The following is a 17,434-nucleotide window of genomic DNA, read 5'->3' on the forward strand; positions in this document are numbered from 1 at the left end:
AAAAGCCAGAGGAAGGCGGAAATCTTCGGACACCATCGTGATTTCTGGCCGGAACTTGACTGCGGAGAGTGATAACGGAGTGGTCGGCTCCCCCGGCTTCAGTCTTCCGGTGCGCCCGCCACCGGGAACCGGGACTCGTTGCGCTCGATCTTCGCCTCCAGCGCGGCCAGCGGGTCGACTCCGAGTACCTCGCAGAACTGGAGGAGGTACGCCAGGACGTCGGCGACCTCGTCCCGGACCCGGTGGGCGGTGTCCGGGTCGGTCATGACGCGGGCCGACTGCTCGGGCGTCAGCCACTGGAAGATCTCCAGGAGTTCGGAGGCCTCCACGCTCAGCGCGGCGGCCAGGTTCTTGGGGGTGTGGTAGGGCTGCCAGTCGCGCGCGGCGGCGAACTCGGCCAGCCTGCGCCGCAGTGCGGCGAGGTCACGGGGGTGATCGGTCACGGATTCAGGTGTACCACCGTGACGCCGCCCGCCCCGGCCGCCCCCGCCTGCCCCGTCTCCCCCACCGCTTCGACCGCCCACGACGCGTCGGCGACCGCTCCGACGAGGCGGATGTGTCCACGGTCGCACATCCGCGCGGCCAGCCGGAGCAGTTCGGCGCGCTGGCGCACGTCGAGGCCGCGGTCGAAGCCGTCGGCGAGGACGGTGAGCGTCTGCAGCGCGGCGGGCACCTCGCCGGCCGGGTCGACCTCCAGTACGCCGGGTCCGGTGAACAGCACCAGGGCGAGAGCGACGTAGCGCAGCTCGCCGTAGCCGAGGCGGCCGAGGCCGGTGCGGACGCCGTCGCCCCGGTCGAGGAGCGCGCGGACCACACCGCCGAGGGCCGGTTCGGCCAGGACGTCCTCGACGGGGCCCGCGCATCCGGCACGTACCGCCGCGACGAACTGCGCGTGCCGCCGGCCGCACTCGGCGCGGGTGCGCCACAGCACGTCGGCGAGGTTGTCGCAGCTGCCGAGCAGACGCCCCGAGCCGGTGGGTACCGGCTCCCGCATCCAGCCCGGCCGCGGATCGCAGGCGAAGACGGAGCGCAGCGCGACCACCATCTGCTCGGCCGCCGCGAGCACCCTGCGCTGCCCGTCCGTCTTGCCGGCCACCCGCAGCGGCAGCAGCGGGGTGCCGAGCCGGTCGTCGGGCAGCGGGGCACGGGTCACGGGCGCCGACCCGGCCGTGTGCCAGGCCGCCTGCACGGCACGGCGGCCGGGGTCGCGCAGGGCCGTCTCCAGCAGCACGACGCCGTCCGCGGTCAGCCGCTCCCCCACGATGCGCAGTTCGGGCTCGGCCTGCACGGCGACGTCCAGGTGCACCGGCCCCTCCGCGCCGTCGGCCGTGCAGCCGATGCGGAAGCCCCGGCGGTGCTGCGCGTCGGGCCGGGCCCGCTCGGGCACGCAGGCGCCCGGGTCCGGGAACACGGCGCCGAGTTCCGCGCCGCCGCCGAGCCGGGCCAGCGCGTCGTACGCCCTGAGGGCGCTGGTCTTGCCGCTGCCGCTGGGCCCGGCGAGCACGGTGAGCGGCCCGAGCCGCAGCACTGCGCGCCGGTGCCCGGCGAAGGCGGACAGCCGCAGCTGGGTGACGCGGGGGCGGTCGGGGACCGGCGCGACGGACGCCGGTAACGCGGAGGACGCAGGTGACGCTGCCATATGCGGACCGTAGGACTCCGCCGGACGGCGAACCGTTTTGCCCGGACGGCATTCCTACGATCGGGGGACCGGACGGTCAGGGCCGGAGCGGACCGTCACACTCCCGGCACCCCCGCCGCACTCTCCATCAGCCCGTTCACCTCGGTGCCCGCCGGGGTCAGCAGGAAGACGTTGCGGTCCACCCGGTGCATCCCGCTGGCCAGGCCGAAGACGACGCCCGTACTGAAGTCCAGGACCCGCTTGGCCACCTCGCCCTCGGCGCTGGTCAGGTCCAGGAGCACCGGGATCCCCGCCATCAGGGTCTCGGCGACCTCGCGGGCGTCCGCGAACACGTTGATCCTCAGGACGACGAAACGGCGGCGCCGCTCCGTCTCCGCCTCGGGCATCGCCCGGTGACCGACCGCGGACGGCCAGGCGTCGCGCCCACGCAGCGGAACTACCTGGGCGAGCCCTTCCCACTGTTCATCGGTGACGTCGTGGCTGTTCACCGGCTCCCCCGATTTCACTCGCCTTCATTGCCTGCACCAGCCAATTCTTACGCCAAGTCACCCGTTCGGCCCAACAGCGACACGGTTGGCGACGCTCCGTGTCCGGTGATTGTCCGGCGCCGGGCCGGGTACTCAGCGACAGCCGTCGCGCCCGAGCGGGACCCGCGAGGGGAGCCACCGCCGCGCAGACGGACGTACGCCGTCACACGAAGGAGTGCCCATGGGTGCGCTGGACCTGCCCGGACCCGTCACACGCGAGGGGGCACCGCCGAAGGTCGACACCGCCGCCCTCCGGGACGCCCTGCGCGAGCGGGTGGACGGTGAGGTCCGCTTCGACGCCGGGAGCCGGGCCGCCTACTCCACCGACGCGTCGAACTTCCGGCAGACCCCGCTCGGCGTGGTCGTCCCGCGTACCCCGGAGGCCGGCGTGGAGGCGGTGACCGTGGCCCGGGAGTTCGGCGCGCCGGTGCTCTCGCGCGGTGGCGGGACCAGCCTGGCCGGGCAATGCACCAACGCGGGCGTGGTCCTCGACTGGTCGAAGTACTGCACCCGGGTGGAGTCGGTGGACCCCGGCGCCCGCACCTGCGTCGTCCAGCCCGGGATCGTGCTCGACGACCTCAACCGGCAGCTCGCGCCGCACGGCCTGCGCTACGGACCCGAGCCCGCCACCCACGCCAACTGCACCATCGGCGGCATGATCGGCAACAACTCCTGCGGCGCCACCGCGCAGGCGCACGGCAAGGTCGTGGACAACATCGCCCGCCTGGAGGTGCTGCTGTACGACGGCACCCGGTTCTGGTGCGGCCGGACGGACGACGAGGAGTACGCCGAGATCGAGCGGCAGGGCGACCTGCGGGCGACCGTCTACCGGCGGCTGCGGGCGCTGCGCGACACCTACGGGGACGAGGTCCGCCGCCGGTTCCCGGACGTCCCGCGCCGGGTCTCCGGCTACAACCTGGACTCCCTGCTGCCGGAGTTCGGCTTCGACGTGGCAGGGCTGCTGGTGGGCAGCGAGTCGACGCTGGTCACGGTGGTGCGGGCGGAACTGAAGCTGGTTCCGGTGGTGAAGGAACGCTCCCTGCTCGTGCTCGGGTTCGACAGCATCGACAAGGCCGCCGACGCGGTGCCCGACATCCTGCCGCACGAGCCGATCGCCCTGGAGGGCGTCGACGCCCGGCTGGTGCGCGACGAGCGGATCAAGCACCTGAACCCCGAGGCGCTGGCCGAGATGCCCGAGGGCAACGCCTACCTGATGGTGCAGTTCGGCGGGGACACCGTCGAGGAGGCCGACGCGCGGGCGCACCGGATGCTTCAGGCCGTGCACCGCTCCGAACACGACGCCGACTGCGCGTTCCTGGACGACCCGTCGCACGAGGAGGACCTGTGGCAGGTCCGCGAGGCCGGGCTCGGCGCCACCGCGCACATCCCGGGCAAGCCCGACACCTTCGAGGGCTGGGAGGACTCGGCGGTCTCCCCCGAGAAGCTGGGCGACTACCTGCGACGCCTGCGCGGCCTGTTCGAGGAGTTCGGGTACCTGAGCGACACGGGTCCGAGCCTGTACGGCCACTTCGGGCAGGGCTGCGTGCACACCCGGATCCCGTTCGACCTGTACACCGCGGACGGGGTGGCGACGTACCGGAGGTTCATGGAGCGGGCCGCCGATCTCGTCGTCGAGTTCGGCGGCTCGCTGTCCGGCGAGCACGGGGACGGGCAGAGCCGGGGCGAGCTGCTGGGGCGGATGTTCGGGGATCGGCTCGTGGAGGCGTTCGGGCGGCTGAAGGCCGTGTTCGACCCGCTGGACCGGATGAACCCGGGGAAGGTCGTCGCGCCGTACCGGCTGGACGACAATCTGCGGCTCGGCGGTGACTGGGCCCCGTTCGAGCCCCGCGACCTGCGCTTCCGCTTCCCGCACGACGGGGGTTCGTTCTCCCAGGCGGCCAACCGCTGCGTAGGCGTCGGCAAGTGCCGGCAGCACACCAGCGACGGCACGGTGATGTGCCCGTCGTACCAGGTGACCCGGGAGGAGGAGCACTCGACGCGGGGCCGGGCCCGGCTGCTGTTCGAGATGCTCGACGGGCACGGGGACGGCGCGATCCGGGACGGCTGGCGTTCGGAGGAGGTCAAGGACGCCCTCGATCTCTGCCTGGCCTGCAAGGGCTGCAAGAAGGACTGTCCTGCGGACGTGGACATGGCCACGTACAAGGCGGAGTTCCTGTCCCACCACTACGAGGGCCGGCCGTGGCGCCGGCCGCGCTCGGACTGGTCGATGGGCTGGCTGCCGGCGCTCGCGCAGGTGGTGGGCCGCACCCGGCTCGCACCGGTCGTCAACGCGCTCACCCACGCGCCGCTGCTGTCGAAGGCGGCGGTGCTGGTGGCGGGGGTGGCGGACCGGGAGGTGCCGCTGTTCGCCGACGAGACCTTCGAGCGGTGGTTCGCGGAGCACGAGCCGGAGGGCGACGGGCACCGCGGGTCCGTACTGCTGTGGCCGGACACCTTCACCAACCACTTCCACCCGCACATCGGCCGGGCGGCGGTACGGGTCCTCGAACAGGCGGGCTGGCGGGTGGAGCTGCCGCACGAGCCGCTGTGCTGCGGGCTGACCTGGGTCTCCACCGGGCAGCTCGGCACGGCGGAGCGGGTCCTCGCCCGTACCGTGCGCGCCCTGGCCGAGCATGTCCGGTCGGGCGGCCTGGTGGTGGCGCTGGAGCCGAGCTGCACGGCCGTGTTCCGGGCGGACGCGACGGAGCTGTTCCCCGGCGACCAGGACGTGCTGCGGCTGGCCGGGCAGACGGTGACCCTGTCGGAGCTGCTCACCGAGCACTCCCCCGGCTACGAGCCGCCGCGGGTCCCGGACCGGTCCGCGCGCGCGGTCGCCCAGGTGCACTGCCACCAGCACGCGGTACTGGGCTGGGAGGCCGACCGGGAGCTGCTGCGCCGGGCCGGGGTGGACGCGGAACGACTGGACTCCGGCTGCTGCGGGCTGGCCGGCAACTTCGGCTTCGAGCGCGGTCACCTGGACGTCAGCGAGGCGTGCGCGGAGCGGGTGCTGCTGCCGCGGCTGCGGGAGGAGGACGAGTCGACCGTCGTCCTCGCCGACGGGTTCAGCTGCCGCACCCAGATCCACGAGTTCGACAGCGGCGGCCACGAGGGCGTGCACCTGGCGGAGCTGCTGGCCTCGGCCCTGCCGTCCGGCCCGGGGGCCCCGGGCAGCGCGTACGGCACCGCCCCGGGCGCCCGTCCGTCCGCTCCCGGTCCGCGGGCCCGGGCCCTGGCCCTCGCGGCCACGGCGGCGGCCGCCGTGGGCACCGCGGCGGCGGCGACGGCGCTGGCCCGGAGCCTGCGCCGCCACTGAGCCCGGACACGACGGACGGTCACCACCGAGGGTGCGGGGTGACCGTCCGTCGTATCCGGGTGTGGAGTCCGGCCCGGGTGTGGAGTCCGTGTCCGGGTGTGGCGTCTCAGGCCCGGGACGAGGCCGCGTCCTGACGGCTCGCCAGGGCCCAGATCACGAACACGTCGATCGCCATCATGATCACGGACCAGACGGGCGCGTACGGCAGGAACAGGAACTGGGCGATCAGGCTCAGCGAGGCGAGGACGATACCCGCCACCCGCGCCCACGCCATGTTCTTGAGCACGCCGAACCCGGTGACGAACACGAGGGCGCCCAGGATGACGTGGACGATCCCCCAGCCGGTCAGGCTCATCTCGTAGACGTAGGTGCCGATACGGGCGTACACGTCGTCCTCGGCGATGGCCGCGATGCCCTGGAGGACGGCGAGCGCGCCGTTCAGCAACAGCAGTACGCCCGCGAAGACGACACCGCCGGTCACCCAGCCGCTGGTGCGGTCGCCCGAGCGCTGGGCCCAGGAGGCGTCGCCGCCGTGGGACGGCCGGCCGGGAGAGGGTTCGGCGTGCTGGCTCATGAGCGGAGTCCTTTCTGTGTCCCCCGTACGGGGCAGCTGCCCACCGGCGCCCGACGGCACCGACAGGTCATTCAGAGCCTGCGGGCGGCCGCGCTCCCCGGCCAGGCGGGTCCGCCGGACGGGTGAATCACTCGCCGGGCGTGCGCATGCGGACGCCCCCGGCCTCGCGTTAACTGAGCGGCACCCGCGGCCCCGGTGACCGACGGACCCGGGCGGGACGAAGGAGGGCGTGTGACGAGTCGGCCGCTGCCCCGGCGGGGTCCGCGCGGACGGGTTCCGTGACCGCGCCGGCGAACGCCGTCCCGGACCGGGCGGAGCGGTCGCTGCGGCAGACCCTGCTCAGCCCCGGCTACCGGCGGCTGTTGCTGCTGTGTGTGCTGCTGGGCGTGCCCATCGCGCTGGCCTGCTTCTTCTTCGTCGGGCTCCAGCACGAGTTGCAGCACTGGGTGTGGACGTCGCTGCCCGAGGCGGCCGGATACGACACCCCGCCGTGGTGGTGGCCGCTGCCCGCGCTGGTGCTCGCCGGGCTGATCCTGGCGCCGATCGTGACCCGGATGCCGGGCGGCGGCGGACATCTGCCGGTGAACGGCCTGGGCGGCGCGCCCGTGGGCCCCCGGGCGCTGCCCGGCGCGGTGCTGGCGGCGCTGGCCACGCTGCCGCTCGGCGTGGTGCTGGGGCCCGAGGCCCCGCTCATGGCCGTCGGCAGCGGGCTCGCCCTGCTGGCGGTGCGGCGGGCGGGCGCGGGCGGCGACCAGCGGGCGAGCGCGATCCTCGCCACGGCCGGCTCCACCGCCGCGATCTCCACCATCCTCGGCGGCCCGATCGCGGCGGCGGTGCTGCTCATCGAGGGGGCGGGGCTGGCCGGCACCCAGCTGGTCGCCCTGCTGCTGCCCTGTCTGCTGGCCAGCGCGGCCGGCGCCCTGGTCTTCACCGGCTTCGGGCAGTGGACGGGGCTGGAGATCGGCGCGCTGAGTCTGCCCGACCTGCCGCCGCAGGCCAACCCGGACGCGGGTGACTTCCTGTGGGGCCTGCCCACCGCGGCCCTGATCGCCGTACTGGTGACGCTGGCCCGGGCGCTGGGCCGCCGCACCGTCTCCTGGACCCGGCGGCAAACGGCCGCCCGCACCGTCGCCTGCGCCACCGCGGTCGGCGTCTGTGTCGCGGCGTACGCGCTGATCACCGGCCGTTCCCCGGCCGAGGCGGCGCTGTCCGGCCAGGCCACCCTCGCCCAGCTCGCCGCGCACCCGCACGCCTGGTCCGTGGGGGCACTCGTGGCGCTGGTCGCCTGCAAGGGGCTGGCCTGGGGCATCGCGCTGGGCGCACTGCGCGGCGGCCCGATCTTCCCGGCCGTCCTGCTGGGCGCGGCGACGGCCCTGGCCTGCTCCGGGCTGCCGGGCTTCGGCGCCACCCCGGCCCTCGCCCTCGGCATCGCCGCCGCGGCGGCCGCGGTGACGGGGCTGCCGCTGGCCAGCTCGGTCCTGGCGGTGCTGCTGATGGGCCGGGACTCCCACGACCAGATGCCGCTGATCGTCATGGCCTCGGTCGTCGCGTTCGTCGTGGCCCAGCTGGTGCGCCGGACCGACCGGGAGGCGGCCGGGGCCCCGGCGACGGGAGGGGGGCGGTGAAGGACCGCGCCGGCCGGAGGATCCGCCGGACCGCACACCCTCGCACCGGCTGGCGAGCCGCCCGGCCCTGGCTCGTACGCGCCGGCATCGCGGCCGCGGTGGTGGTGGCGTACTTCCTGCTCCCGCTCGACCACCTGGGCCCGCAACGGCCGGTGCTGAGCTGGGTGCTGTTCGCCCTGCTGCTGACCGTGGTGGCGGTCCTGCTGCTCCGGCAGATCCGGCACGTCTTCCTCGACCGTCCGGACAGCCGGCCGGGGGTGGTCATCTCGCTGCTGATCGTGCTGTCCGTGCACGTCTTCTCGGCCACGTACTACGCCCTCGCCAAGGAGCCGGGCCAGTTCAGCGGACTGCACACCCGGCTCGACGCGCTGTACTTCACCGTGGTGACGCTCGCCACCGTCGGGTACGGGGACATCACCCCGCGGGGCCAGGCCGCGCGGCTGGTGACCGTCCTGCAGATCACCTACAGCTTCGTCTTCCTCACGGCCGCCGCCACCGCGCTCACCACCCGTATGCGGGACAGGGTGGTCCGGGGGCCACAGCGGGGCCGCTCGCGCTGAGGCGGGCCTTGAAGGTGCCGCCGCGTCACCTTCTAGCCTCGGTCGCAGACCCAGGAGGAGCCCCATGACGCACGCGACCGACGGAACCCGGCGCATCGGCGCACTCGCGCGGGAGACCGGGCTGAGCATCCGCACCCTGCGCTACTACGACCGGCTCGGCCTGCTCACCCCGTCCGCCCGCACCGAGGGCGGCCACCGCTGCTACGACGCCGGCGACGTCCGGCGTCTGCACCGCGTCCTGGCGCTGCGCGGTTTCGGGCTTCCGCTGGCCCGGATCCGCGCGGTGCTGGACGCCGAACCGGACCACGATCCGGCGGAGCTGATCCGGCGGCAGCTCGGCGTCGTCGAGGAGCGGCTGCGGCAGACGGCCGAGCTGCGGATCCGGCTGCTGGGTGTGCTGGGCGCGCTGGACGCCGCCGCGGACGGCTCGTCCGAGGCCCTGCTGGGCGTGATCGAGGAGATGACCGCCGTGGAACGTCCCCTGACCCCGGAGCAGGTCGCCGGTCTCGGCGAGGCGCGCCGCCGCTGGGCCGAGTCGCTCGGCGAGGAGGAGTTGCGTGCTCTGCACCACAGGCGTGCGGAGATCTTCGCCACGATGGGCGAGGACGAGCGGCGCCGGCTGACGGACCGGCGGCGCCGGGCGTTCGCGCAGCCCTGAGGCATGTTCGGCGGCCCGGCGGAGGGTGCGCGGGGCCCGAGGCCTGCTTGTGCCCACCCCGGTGGGAGCACTACTGTCGCCACGCCTTGGTGAACGGGAAACCGGTGTGATGCCGGTGCGGCCCTCGCCACTGTGAATCGGGAAGTCCGGCTCCGGCCCTGGGGCCTGTCGTCACATTCCCGTCGTCCGCCCGAAGGGCGGGCCCAGCGGCGTCAGGTGCGTGCTCTCGGCGTGCCGGGCGTCGACCGGCGTACTGGTTGTACGTGGTCGGCGCCCGGTGCGGCGAGAGTGCGTGCATGGCGTCGCCGGGCAGGCGGGAATGTGACGACAGACCCCAACGGGCAGCCACTGGATCGCTTGCGGTCCGGGAAGGCGGAGCACGGGCGGTGGTACCCGTAAGCCAGGAGACCGGCCAAGGCGCGTCGTCCATCCACGAGGTGCTGGAGAGGGTCTGCCGAGTCATGCACATAGCCGAGGGCTTTCTGCCACCGGCGCACGCGATCGCCTGGGGTGTCGCGTCCGCGCCGTTCGTCGTCCACGGAGTCCGGTCACTCACCCGTGAGGTCAGGGAGCACCCGGAGAGCACCTTGCTCCTCGGTGCCTCCGGAGCCTTCACGTTCGTCCTGTCGGCCCTGAAGCTGCCGTCCGTCACCGGGAGTTGCTCGCACCCGACCGGCACCGGTCTGGGCGCGATCCTGTTCCGGCCGCCGATCATGGCGGTCCTGGGCACCATCACCCTGCTCTTCCAGGCGCTGCTGCTCGCCCACGGCGGGCTGACCACGCTCGGCGCCAACGTCTTCTCGATGGCGATCGTCGGTCCCTGGGCCGGGTACGGCGTCTACCGGCTGCTGCGCCGCTTTGACGTGCCGTTGATGGTCACCGTGTTCTTCGGCGCGTTCGTCGCCGACCTGTCCACGTACTGCGTGACCAGCGTGCAGCTGGCGCTGGCCTTCCCGGACCCGAGCAGCGGGTTCCTGGGCGCGCTCGGCAAGTTCGGCTCGATCTTCGCCGTCACGCAGATTCCGCTGGCGGTGAGCGAGGGCCTGCTCACGGTGATCGTGATGCGGCTGCTCGTGCAGTCCAGCAAGGGCGAACTGACCCGGCGCGGAGTGCTGTTGACCCGGTCCGGCGAGCGGAAGCAGGAGGCGGTGGCCCGATGAGCCGCAACGCGAGGATCAACGCCCTGCTGCTGCTCGCCGTGGCCGCGCTGGCGGTGCTGCCGCTGGTGCTGGGGCTCGGCGACCACAAGGAGGAGCCGTTCGCCGGGGCCGACGCGGAGGCGGAGACGGCGATCACCGAGATCGAACCGGACTACGAACCGTGGTTCTCCCCGCTGTACGAACCCCCGTCCGGGGAGATCGAGTCGGCGCTGTTCGCCCTTCAGGCCGCGCTCGGCGCGGGCGTGCTGGCGTACTACTTCGGCCTGCGCCGGGGCCGACGGCAGGGCGAGGAGCGGGCGGTGGCGGCCGCCGAGGCCGCGGCGGCACCGCGGGACACCCCCGAAGGGGACTGAGTGCTGCCGATCGACGCGGCGGCGCACGGCAGTCGCTGGCGCCGCCGCCATCCCGTGGACAAGGCCGTGCTCGGTCTAGGCCTGACCGTGCTCGCGATCTCGCTGCCGCCCTGGCCGGGCGCGGCGCTGGTACTGGTGACGGCGCTGACGGTGCTGCTCGGCCCGGCGGGCGTGCCCGCGCGCCGGCTGTGGCGGGCGTACCGGGTGCCGCTGGGCTTCTGCGTGACGGGTGCGCTGCCGCTGCTGGTGCAGGTCGGGGGCCCGGACGGGTTCCTGACGGCGGCCGACGGCGGTGCGGTGCGCGCGGGTGGGTTGCTGCTGCGCACCTCGGCGGCCTCGCTGGGGGTGCTGCTGTTCGCGTTCACCACGCCGATGTCGGACCTGTTGCCGCGCCTGGTGCGGGCCGGGGTGCCCGCGCCGGTCGTGGACGTGGCGCTGGTGACGTACCGGATGAGTTTCCTGCTGCTGGACTCGGTGCGCCGGATCCGGCAGGCGCAGGCCGCGCGGCTCGGACACACCACCCGGGCGGCGACCTGGCGTTCGCTCGGCGGGCTCGGCGCCACCGCGTTCGTGCGGGCCTTCGACCGGGCGGCGCGGCTCCAGTCGGGGCTCGCCGGGCGCGGTTACGACGGCACCCTGCGTGTGCTGGTGCCCGAGGCCCGCGTGTCGGTGCCGTTCACGGCGGCGAGCGTCGCGCTCCTCGCGGCGCTGGCCGCCCTCACCCTCGTACTGGAAGGACCCCTGTCGTGAGCGGACCGGCGCAGCCCTCGGAACCGGCCCCGGCCCTGGTCGCCCTGCGGGGCGCGTCGTTCGCGTACGAGGAGGGTCCGGACGTGCTGACGGGCCTGGACTTCGCGGTGCGCGAGGGGCGCGCGCTGGCGCTGCTCGGGCGCAACGGCAGTGGCAAGACCACGCTGATGCGGCTGCTCAGCGGCGGACTGAGGCCGCGTACGGGGGCGTTGACGCTCGGCGGGGAGCCGGTGACCTACGACCGCAAGGGTCTGACCCGGCTGCGGACCACGGTGCAGCTGGTGGTGCAGGACCCGGACGACCAGCTCTTCGCGGCCTCGGTCGGCCAGGACGTGTCCTTCGGTCCGCTGAACCTGGGGCTGCCCGACGCGGAGGTGCGCTCCCGGGTCGGGGAGGCGCTCGCCGCGCTCGACATCGCGGCGCTGGCCGAGCGGCCCACGCACCTGCTGTCGTACGGGCAGCGCAAGCGGACCGCGATCGCCGGGGCGGTCGCGATGCGGCCCCGGGTGCTGGTCCTCGACGAGCCGACCGCGGGGCTCGACCCGGACGGGCAGGAGCGGCTGCTGGCCACCCTGGACGGGCTGCGCGCGGGCGGCACCACCGTGGTGATGGCCACCCACGACGTCGACCTCGCCCTGCGCTGGTCCGACGACGCCGCCCTGCTCACCCCGGACGGTGTGCGCACCGGCCCGACCGCCGAGACGCTGGCCCGCACCGACCTGCTGCGGCGGGCCGGGCTGCGGCTGCCCTGGGGCGTCGCGGCGACCGGGCTGCTGCGGGCGCGGGGCCTGTTGGCGGACTCGGCGACGGGCCCGCGTACGGCGGAGGAGCTGGCGGCGCTGGCCGAGTGACGGCGCTGCCCGGGGTCAGCTCGCCGAGCCGCTGTACTCCGGTTCCCGGGCTTCCTCCGCCTGCTGGGCGGCGCGGGCGCGGCGGCCGGGCAGGACGGCGAGGACGATCAGGGTGCCGGCCGCCATGATGATGCCGCCGACGAGGCTGGTGGTGGAGACGCCGTGGGCGAAGGCCTTGTTCACGGCGTCGGCGAGGGCCTGCGCCTGCTCGGGTCCGGCGGCCGGGTTGGTGGCGAGCCGCTCGGCGACGGCCAGCCCGCCGCCCACCGAGTCCTGGGCGGTGTCCAGCGCGGCGGCCGGGAGACGGTCGCCCACCAGGCCGGCCAGTTCGTCCCGGTAGGCGGTGCCGAGCAGGGAGCCCAGGACGGCGATGCCCAGCGAGCCGCCGAGTTCCAGGGCGGTGTCGTTGGCGCCGCCGCCGACGCCCAGTTCGCTCTCCGGGAAGGACCCCATGATGGTGTCGGTGGCCGGGGAGACGCTGAGGCCGATGGCGAGGCCCAGCAGCAGCATCGGGGCGAGGAAGTCGGCGTAGGTTGAGCCCTGGTCGATCAGGACGAGCAGGAAGACGCCGACGGTGCCGATCGCCATGCCGGAGCCGACCATGGCCCGCACGCCGAGCCTCGGGGTCAGCCGCCCGGTCACCGCGGCGCCGACGAACACGGCCCCGGCCAGCGGCAGCAGCCGTACGCCGGTCTCCAGCGCGCCGAAGCCGAGCACGAACTGCAGGAACTGCGTGGCGTAGTAGATGGCGCCGTAGGTGCCGAAGAAGAAGAACAGCACCGCCAGCATGGAGCCGCTGAAGGGCCGCAGCAGGAACCTGCGCACGTCCAGCATGGGGTGCGGATGGCGCAGCTCCCAGGCCACGAAGCCGATCAGGCCGACGGCGGCGACGACGGCCGCGGTGACGGGGCCGGCGCCCCAGCCGAAGTGCGGGCCCTCGATGGTCGCGTAGACCAGGCTGCCCACGGAGACGATGGACAGCAGGCCGCCGACGTAGTCGATGCGGCCCATGCCGGCCGCCCTGGACGGCGGTACGAGGACCAGCGCGCCGACCACGGCGAGGACCGCGACGGGGACGTTGACCAGGAAGGTGGAGCCCCAGGCGTGGTCCTCCAGGAGCCACCCGGCGACCAGCGGCCCGACCGCGATGGCCAGTCCCGAGGTGGCGGTCCAGGCCGTGATGGCGCGGGCCCGTTCCCCCTTCGGGAAGACCGCGACCAGCAGGGACAGCGTGGCCGGCATGACGACGGCGGCGCCGACGCCCATGACCGCCCGGGCCGCGATGACCAGCCCCGTCTCGTGCACCAGGCTGCCCATCACCGAACCGCCCGCGAAGATCACCAGACCGGTGACCAGGGCGCCGCGGCGGCTGTACTTGTCGCCGATCGCGCCCAGCACCAGCATCAGCGCGGCGTACGGGACGGTGTAGCCGTCGATGACCCACTGCAGGTCGCTGCTGCTCAGGCCCAGGTCGGTGGTCATGTCCGGGGCGGCCACGATCAGGGACGTGTTGGCCATGACGACGATCAGCAGGCTCAGGCAGAGCACCAGGAGAGCCCACCAGCGCCGGGGGTAGGGCCCGGGCATCTTCTCGACGGGGGTGGTGGCGAGTAGGGGCATGGGGGCTCCCGGAGACAAGCGAGGGCGAGTTAATTGCCCATGAGTGAGCAGACAAGAGCAGCGTAGTTTGTTGCACATGGACGTGCAAATAAGGCGCCCGAAACCGGGGCGCCCGCTGAAGATGGGTGGCCTGAAAGGGGGGCTGAAGGGGGGTGGCCTGCTCGGCCGGGACGGGTGTGCCTACTCGGCCGGGACGGACTTCGCGCGCACCGCCGGGCCCACGTCCTCGACGACGGCCAGCGCCCGCCGCTCCGGCACACCGGCCGCGATGAGCATGGCGACGGCGGTCCGGGTGCCGTCGTCCTCGAGGGCACCGGTGTTGACCTGCTCCAGGAGTGCGACGACCATCGCCTCGAGTCCCGCGCTCAGCACGGCGGGGGGCAGGTGGGCCGGGAAGACCCCGTCCTGCCGGCCGCGCTCCAGGATGGCGGTCACCTCGGCGCGGGCCGGGGCCAGGATCTCGGCCACGCGCTCCACGCCCAGGTCGTGCCGGGCCAGGGCCAGCAGCATGCGGTAGCGGTCGCCCACGGACCACATCAGCAGCGTGAAGTGCGCCAGCGCCCGGTCGGCCGGTTCGTCCGGTCCCGCCGCCTCGGCCATCGCGCCGCGCAGCACCTCGGACGCCTCCTCGGCGAGGGCCTCGAGCAGCGCCGCACGCCCCGGGAAGTGGCCGAAGAGGGTGCGCCGTACGACACCTGCGGCGCGGGCCAGCTCCTCCAGCGTGGTGTCCGGGTCCCGCCCCAGCTCCCGGCGGGCGGTGGCCAGGATGCGCGCCCGGTTCGACCGCGCGTTGCGGCGCTGCGGCTCACGGGCGACGGGCTTGGTCACGGGAACCTCGGTGCGGGACGTTGCCGGGGGGCGCGGGGCGGGCGGCGTGGACGTGGTCGTACATTCTGGCACGGGGGGCACACCCGGCAGGACACCCAGCAGGACACCCAGCAGGACACCCAGCAGGACACCCAGCAGGACTCCGAAAAGGACGACGAGAAGGACGAGGTCTGTGCGATGGACACGACGTCGGCGGCCGTGGCGGGTGCCGTCACCTTCCTCTGGCTCGGCATGGTGCTGGCGATCTCCTTCCTGGAGGCGCCGCTGAAGTTCCGGGCCCCAGGGGTGACGATCCCGATCGGGCTCGGCATCGGCCGTATGGTCTTCCGCGCCCTGAACCTCGCCGAGGCCGTGCTCGCCGCCGCCGTGGTCGTCGCGGTCGGCACCGGCGGCCCGTCCGCGGCGGTCGTGACGCTCACCGCCGTCGCGGTGGCGGTGCTGGCCGTGCAGCTCGGTGTCGTACGCCCCCGCCTGAACCGCCGTTCCGACGCGGTGCTCGCGGGCGAGGACCCGGCGGAGAACCGCTCCGGCGCGCACCTGCACTACGTCGCCCTGGAGATCGTGAAGGTCCTCGCGCTGCTCGCCCTGGGCTGCACCGTCCTGGCGGCGTGAAGGGGCCCTGCCGCCCCCGGCAAGGGGCGGCAGGGCCGGCGGCGCGTCACGCCGCTCCGGTTCGCGTCACTCCAGTCCGTTGTCCAGCGCGGTCATGAGCCGGCCGTCGGCCGTGTCGCCGGACATCTCCCAGACGAAGCCGCCCAGCAGGCCCTTGGACTTGACCCAGTCTGTCTTCTTCCCGATCGACCAGGTGTCGTCGAAGGACCACCACTGGCCGCCCGGACCGGTGTAGCCGAAGGTGGACACCGACTCCTCGTCGTGGTGGACGGTCATGGACGGGTAGCTGCCGATCAGGTTGCTGTAGCCGCGGACCCCGGCCTCCGCTGGGAACTGGCCGGGTGCCGCGCCGTTCGCGGCCTGCCACTCACCGGCGACGCCGCCCTCGGTGACGCCCTGCCAGCCGCGCCCGTAGAACGGGAAGCCGACCGTCAGTTTGCGCGGGTTGACCCCGGCGTCGAGATACGTCTGGATCGCGTTCTCGACGCTGAAGTGGAAGGGGTAGGGGTCCTCCGCGTCGGTGTAGAGGTTGGAGGCGTGCCCGGTGCGGTTGGGCTCCCAGGAGTTGTCGCTGCCCGAGCCGTGGAAGTCGTACCCCTGCACGTTGGCGTAGTCGAGGGAGTCGAAGATCTTGGTCAGGTCCCAGCCTGCCTCGATCTTCGCCGGGTCGGCCGGGGTGAACGCGGTGAGCAGCTTGTGTTCGCCGCCGAGCGCGTCGAGCCGGGTGCGGAACTCGGCGAGCAGGGCGGTCAGGTTGTCCTTGTCCTGGGCGCCGTAGTGGTTGCCCGGGTGGCCCTCGGAGCCCGGCCACTCCCAGTCGATGTCGATGCCGTCGAAGATGCCGGCCGCGGTGCCGGGACCGCCCGCGCCGTTGTAGACGGGCAGGTTGCCCTTGATCCACACGTCGATGCAGGACTCGACGAACTTCTTCCGGGACTCCGGCGTCGCGGCGGCGTCCGAGAAGAACTTCGAGTACGTCCAGCCGCCGAGCGACACGACGACCTTGAGGTGCGGGTACTTGGCCTTGAGCTTCTTCAGCTGGTTGAGGTTGCCGCGCAGCTTGCCCCAGCCGTCGTCGGCGACCCCGTCGACGGACTGGGCGGCGGACATGGGCCGCGCGTAGTCGGCGTCCGCGTCACCGGCGCCGGTGCCCTCGTCCGGGTCCTGCGGGTTGCCGGAGGTGCCCTTGGTGACGCCGGCCTGGCAGGTGAGGCTGGTCGGGTCGAGGTTCTCGAAGGCGTAGTTGACGACGTCCAGCTGCTTCGCCGCGCCGGAGGTGTCGAGGTTCTTCACGAAGTACTGGCGGCCGTAGATGCCCCACTGCACGAAGTACCCGACCTTGAGCTGCTTGCCCTCGCCGGCCACGTCGTCGGTGGTCGCCTTCACGGCCGCGGAGGGCGCCGAGGAGTTGTCGGCGGTGTCCCGGGCCTTGACGGTGAAGGTGTAGGCGGTGGCCGGGGAGAGTCCGTCGACCGTGGCGGTGGTGGTGTCCGCCCCGACGGTCTTCGCCAGGGTGCCGCCGCGGTAGATGTCGTAGGCGGCCACGGCCACGTTGTCGGTGGACCTGTCCCAGGCCAGGCCGACGGTGGTGGCCGTCTTGCCGGTGGCGCGCGGGTTGCCCGGCGCGGTCGGCGGCGTCGGGTCGGTCGCCGGGTCCACCGTCTCGACGGTGAGCGGTTCACTGGCCGGTCCGACGTTGCCGCGCTTGTCGGTGGCCCGGACGGTGAAGGTGTAACTCGTGGCCGGGGTCAGGTCGGTGACGGTCGCGGAGGTGCCGCTCGTGGTGGCGACGGTCTCCGTGCCCTTCAGGACCTCGTAGGAGGTGACGGGGTGGTCGCCGGGCCGGGCCGCGGCCCAGGTCAGCGCGACCGTGTGCGCGGTGACCGCGGTCGCCTCCGGCGCGCCGGGGGCGGCCGGCGGCACGTCGGGGGTGCCGTCGCACTTGTCGCCGTTGACGGTGCAGCCGGTCGGGGTGCCGACCGGGCCGGTCGCCGAGAACTGGTAGCTGTAGGGCTCGGTGGTGCCGCCCGCCGGGACCCTGCCGTTGTAGTAGGCGTTCTCGACGGTCACGTGCCTGCCGGAGACCGTGGCTTCGCCGTAGAGGTGCCCGCTCACGGACACGCCCGGCGGCAGGTCGAACTCCAGGGTCCAGCCGTCGGAGGCGGCCGTGCCGTTGTTGTGGACGACGTATTTGCCCGTCCAGCCGGACCCGTTGCTCTGGGAGGTGAAGGTCGCCGTCAGCGTTCCGGCCGCCTGGGCGGGTGCCGCGAGCGCGGTGAGCGCCGCGAGCGGCAGCAGCAACGCGGTCACCAGTGCGGCGATCCGCGCTCTGATCCTGTTCGGTGGTCTGCGCCTGTGGAACAT

The 17,434-nt window shown here is 73.7% G+C and carries 16 protein-coding genes and 1 riboswitch; of the genes, 9 read left to right on the forward strand and 7 right to left on the reverse strand.

The genetic code is table 11. The features are described 5' to 3' along the window. Positions 1 to 98: 98 nt before the first annotated feature. The 3 genes from Sru02f_RS28225 to Sru02f_RS28235 form a co-directional block, all read right to left on the reverse strand. On the reverse strand, positions 99 to 443 hold the full coding sequence (locus Sru02f_RS28225) for a nucleotide pyrophosphohydrolase (protein WP_059298140.1): 345 nt from the start codon (positions 441 to 443) through the stop codon (positions 99 to 101). Next, on the reverse strand, positions 440 to 1,639 hold the full coding sequence (locus Sru02f_RS28230; RefSeq protein ID WP_109029809.1) for an AAA family ATPase: 1,200 nt from the start codon (positions 1,637 to 1,639) through the stop codon (positions 440 to 442). Before Sru02f_RS28230 ends, Sru02f_RS28225 begins: the two co-directional genes overlap by 4 nt. Positions 1,640 to 1,734: 95 nt before the next feature. Then, a complete protein-coding gene (locus Sru02f_RS28235) occupies positions 1,735 to 2,127 on the reverse strand; it encodes a cell division protein SepF (RefSeq protein WP_030864086.1) in 393 nt (130 codons plus the stop codon). 220 nt (positions 2,128 to 2,347) lie between these two features. Here Sru02f_RS28235 and Sru02f_RS28240 point away from each other — a divergent pair, with 220 nt between their 5' ends. Beyond that, complete coding sequence (locus Sru02f_RS28240) at positions 2,348 to 5,479, forward strand: FAD-binding and (Fe-S)-binding domain-containing protein (RefSeq protein ID WP_109029810.1); 3,132 nt, start codon at positions 2,348 to 2,350, stop codon at positions 5,477 to 5,479. Between the two features lie 106 nt (positions 5,480 to 5,585). On the opposite strand, the gene Sru02f_RS28245 is transcribed toward Sru02f_RS28240, so the two are convergent. Further along, positions 5,586 to 6,053, reverse strand: coding sequence for a DUF7144 family membrane protein (locus Sru02f_RS28245; protein WP_109029811.1), 468 nt, complete (start codon positions 6,051 to 6,053; stop codon positions 5,586 to 5,588). 278 nt (positions 6,054 to 6,331) lie between these two features. On the opposite strand from Sru02f_RS28245, the gene Sru02f_RS28250 reads away from it, so the two are divergent. The 7 genes from Sru02f_RS28250 (at position 6,332) to Sru02f_RS28280 (ending at position 12,010) form a co-directional block, all read left to right on the forward strand. Further along, positions 6,332 to 7,678, forward strand: coding sequence for a chloride channel protein (locus tag Sru02f_RS28250; RefSeq protein ID WP_109029812.1), 1,347 nt, complete (start codon positions 6,332 to 6,334; stop codon positions 7,676 to 7,678). 98 nt (positions 7,679 to 7,776) lie between these two features. Next, positions 7,777 to 8,238, forward strand: coding sequence for a potassium channel family protein (locus tag Sru02f_RS28255; protein ID WP_167469346.1), 462 nt, complete (start codon positions 7,777 to 7,779; stop codon positions 8,236 to 8,238). 64 nt (positions 8,239 to 8,302) lie between these two features. Continuing rightward, positions 8,303 to 8,896, forward strand: a complete 594-nt coding sequence (locus Sru02f_RS28260; protein ID WP_109029814.1) for a MerR family transcriptional regulator — start codon at positions 8,303 to 8,305, stop codon at positions 8,894 to 8,896. A gap of 70 nt (positions 8,897 to 8,966) precedes the next feature. Beyond that, a riboswitch (cobalamin riboswitch) is annotated at positions 8,967 to 9,073 on the forward strand. Positions 9,074 to 9,357: 284 nt separating this feature from the next. Further along, the gene (locus Sru02f_RS28265; RefSeq protein WP_109029815.1) at positions 9,358 to 10,056 is read left to right on the forward strand and encodes an energy-coupling factor ABC transporter permease; all 699 of its coding nucleotides are present in this window, start codon (positions 9,358 to 9,360) and stop codon (positions 10,054 to 10,056) included. Beyond that, positions 10,053 to 10,409, forward strand: coding sequence for an energy-coupling factor ABC transporter substrate-binding protein (locus tag Sru02f_RS28270; RefSeq protein WP_109029816.1), 357 nt, complete (start codon positions 10,053 to 10,055; stop codon positions 10,407 to 10,409). The genes Sru02f_RS28265 and Sru02f_RS28270 overlap by 4 nt, the downstream gene beginning before the upstream one ends. Next, positions 10,410 to 11,159 carry a cobalt ECF transporter T component CbiQ gene (cbiQ, locus tag Sru02f_RS28275; RefSeq protein WP_109029817.1) on the forward strand — a complete coding sequence of 250 codons (750 nt, stop codon included), beginning with the start codon at positions 10,410 to 10,412 and terminating at the stop codon, positions 11,157 to 11,159. Further along, complete coding sequence (locus tag Sru02f_RS28280; RefSeq protein ID WP_109029818.1) at positions 11,156 to 12,010, forward strand: ATP-binding cassette domain-containing protein; 855 nt, start codon at positions 11,156 to 11,158, stop codon at positions 12,008 to 12,010. The genes cbiQ and Sru02f_RS28280 overlap by 4 nt, the downstream gene beginning before the upstream one ends. 15 nt (positions 12,011 to 12,025) lie before the next feature. On the opposite strand, the gene Sru02f_RS28285 is transcribed toward Sru02f_RS28280, so the two are convergent. Next, positions 12,026 to 13,630, reverse strand: coding sequence for an MFS transporter (locus tag Sru02f_RS28285; protein WP_109029819.1), 1,605 nt, complete (start codon positions 13,628 to 13,630; stop codon positions 12,026 to 12,028). Between the two features lie 180 nt (positions 13,631 to 13,810). Then, on the reverse strand, positions 13,811 to 14,458 hold the full coding sequence (locus Sru02f_RS28290; protein ID WP_109029820.1) for a TetR/AcrR family transcriptional regulator: 648 nt from the start codon (positions 14,456 to 14,458) through the stop codon (positions 13,811 to 13,813). A 177-nt stretch (positions 14,459 to 14,635) separates the two neighbouring features. On the opposite strand from Sru02f_RS28290, the gene Sru02f_RS28295 reads away from it, so the two are divergent. Continuing rightward, positions 14,636 to 15,070: a hypothetical protein gene (locus Sru02f_RS28295; RefSeq protein WP_109029821.1), complete on the forward strand. Its 435-nt coding sequence runs from the start codon at positions 14,636 to 14,638 to the stop codon at positions 15,068 to 15,070. A 66-nt stretch (positions 15,071 to 15,136) separates the two neighbouring features. Here Sru02f_RS28295 and Sru02f_RS28300 read toward each other — a convergent pair whose 3' ends face one another. Beyond that, positions 15,137 to 17,434 (reverse strand): glycosyl hydrolase family 18 protein, encoded by a 2,298-nt coding sequence (locus tag Sru02f_RS28300; RefSeq protein WP_109029822.1) that lies wholly within the window; start codon positions 17,432 to 17,434, stop codon positions 15,137 to 15,139.

This window comes from Streptomyces rubrogriseus (genome assembly GCF_027947575.1).
Lineage (GTDB): Bacteria > Actinomycetota > Actinomycetes > Streptomycetales > Streptomycetaceae > Streptomyces > Streptomyces rubrogriseus.

What these genes read in the sequence shown, in the direction of transcription:
- Sru02f_RS28240 (WP_109029810.1), top strand. Translation starts at nt 2,348, where the DNA reads ATGGGTGCGCTGGACCTGCCCGGACCCGTCACACGCGAGGGGGCACCG.
- Sru02f_RS28270 (WP_109029816.1), top strand. Translation starts at nt 10,053, where the DNA reads ATGAGCCGCAACGCGAGGATCAACGCCCTGCTGCTGCTCGCCGTGGCC.
- Sru02f_RS28265 (WP_109029815.1), top strand. Translation starts at nt 9,358, where the DNA reads ATGCACATAGCCGAGGGCTTTCTGCCACCGGCGCACGCGATCGCCTGG.
- Sru02f_RS28285 (WP_109029819.1), bottom strand. Translation starts at nt 13,630, where the DNA reads ATGCCCCTACTCGCCACCACCCCCGTCGAGAAGATGCCCGGGCCCTAC.
- Sru02f_RS28260 (WP_109029814.1), top strand. Translation starts at nt 8,303, where the DNA reads ATGACGCACGCGACCGACGGAACCCGGCGCATCGGCGCACTCGCGCGG.
- Sru02f_RS28245 (WP_109029811.1), bottom strand. Translation starts at nt 6,053, where the DNA reads ATGAGCCAGCACGCCGAACCCTCTCCCGGCCGGCCGTCCCACGGCGGC.
- Sru02f_RS28230 (WP_109029809.1), bottom strand. Translation starts at nt 1,639, where the DNA reads ATGGCAGCGTCACCTGCGTCCTCCGCGTTACCGGCGTCCGTCGCGCCG.
- Sru02f_RS28295 (WP_109029821.1), top strand. Translation starts at nt 14,636, where the DNA reads ATGGACACGACGTCGGCGGCCGTGGCGGGTGCCGTCACCTTCCTCTGG.
- Sru02f_RS28300 (WP_109029822.1), bottom strand. Translation starts at nt 17,434, where the DNA reads ATGTTCCACAGGCGCAGACCACCGAACAGGATCAGAGCGCGGATCGCC.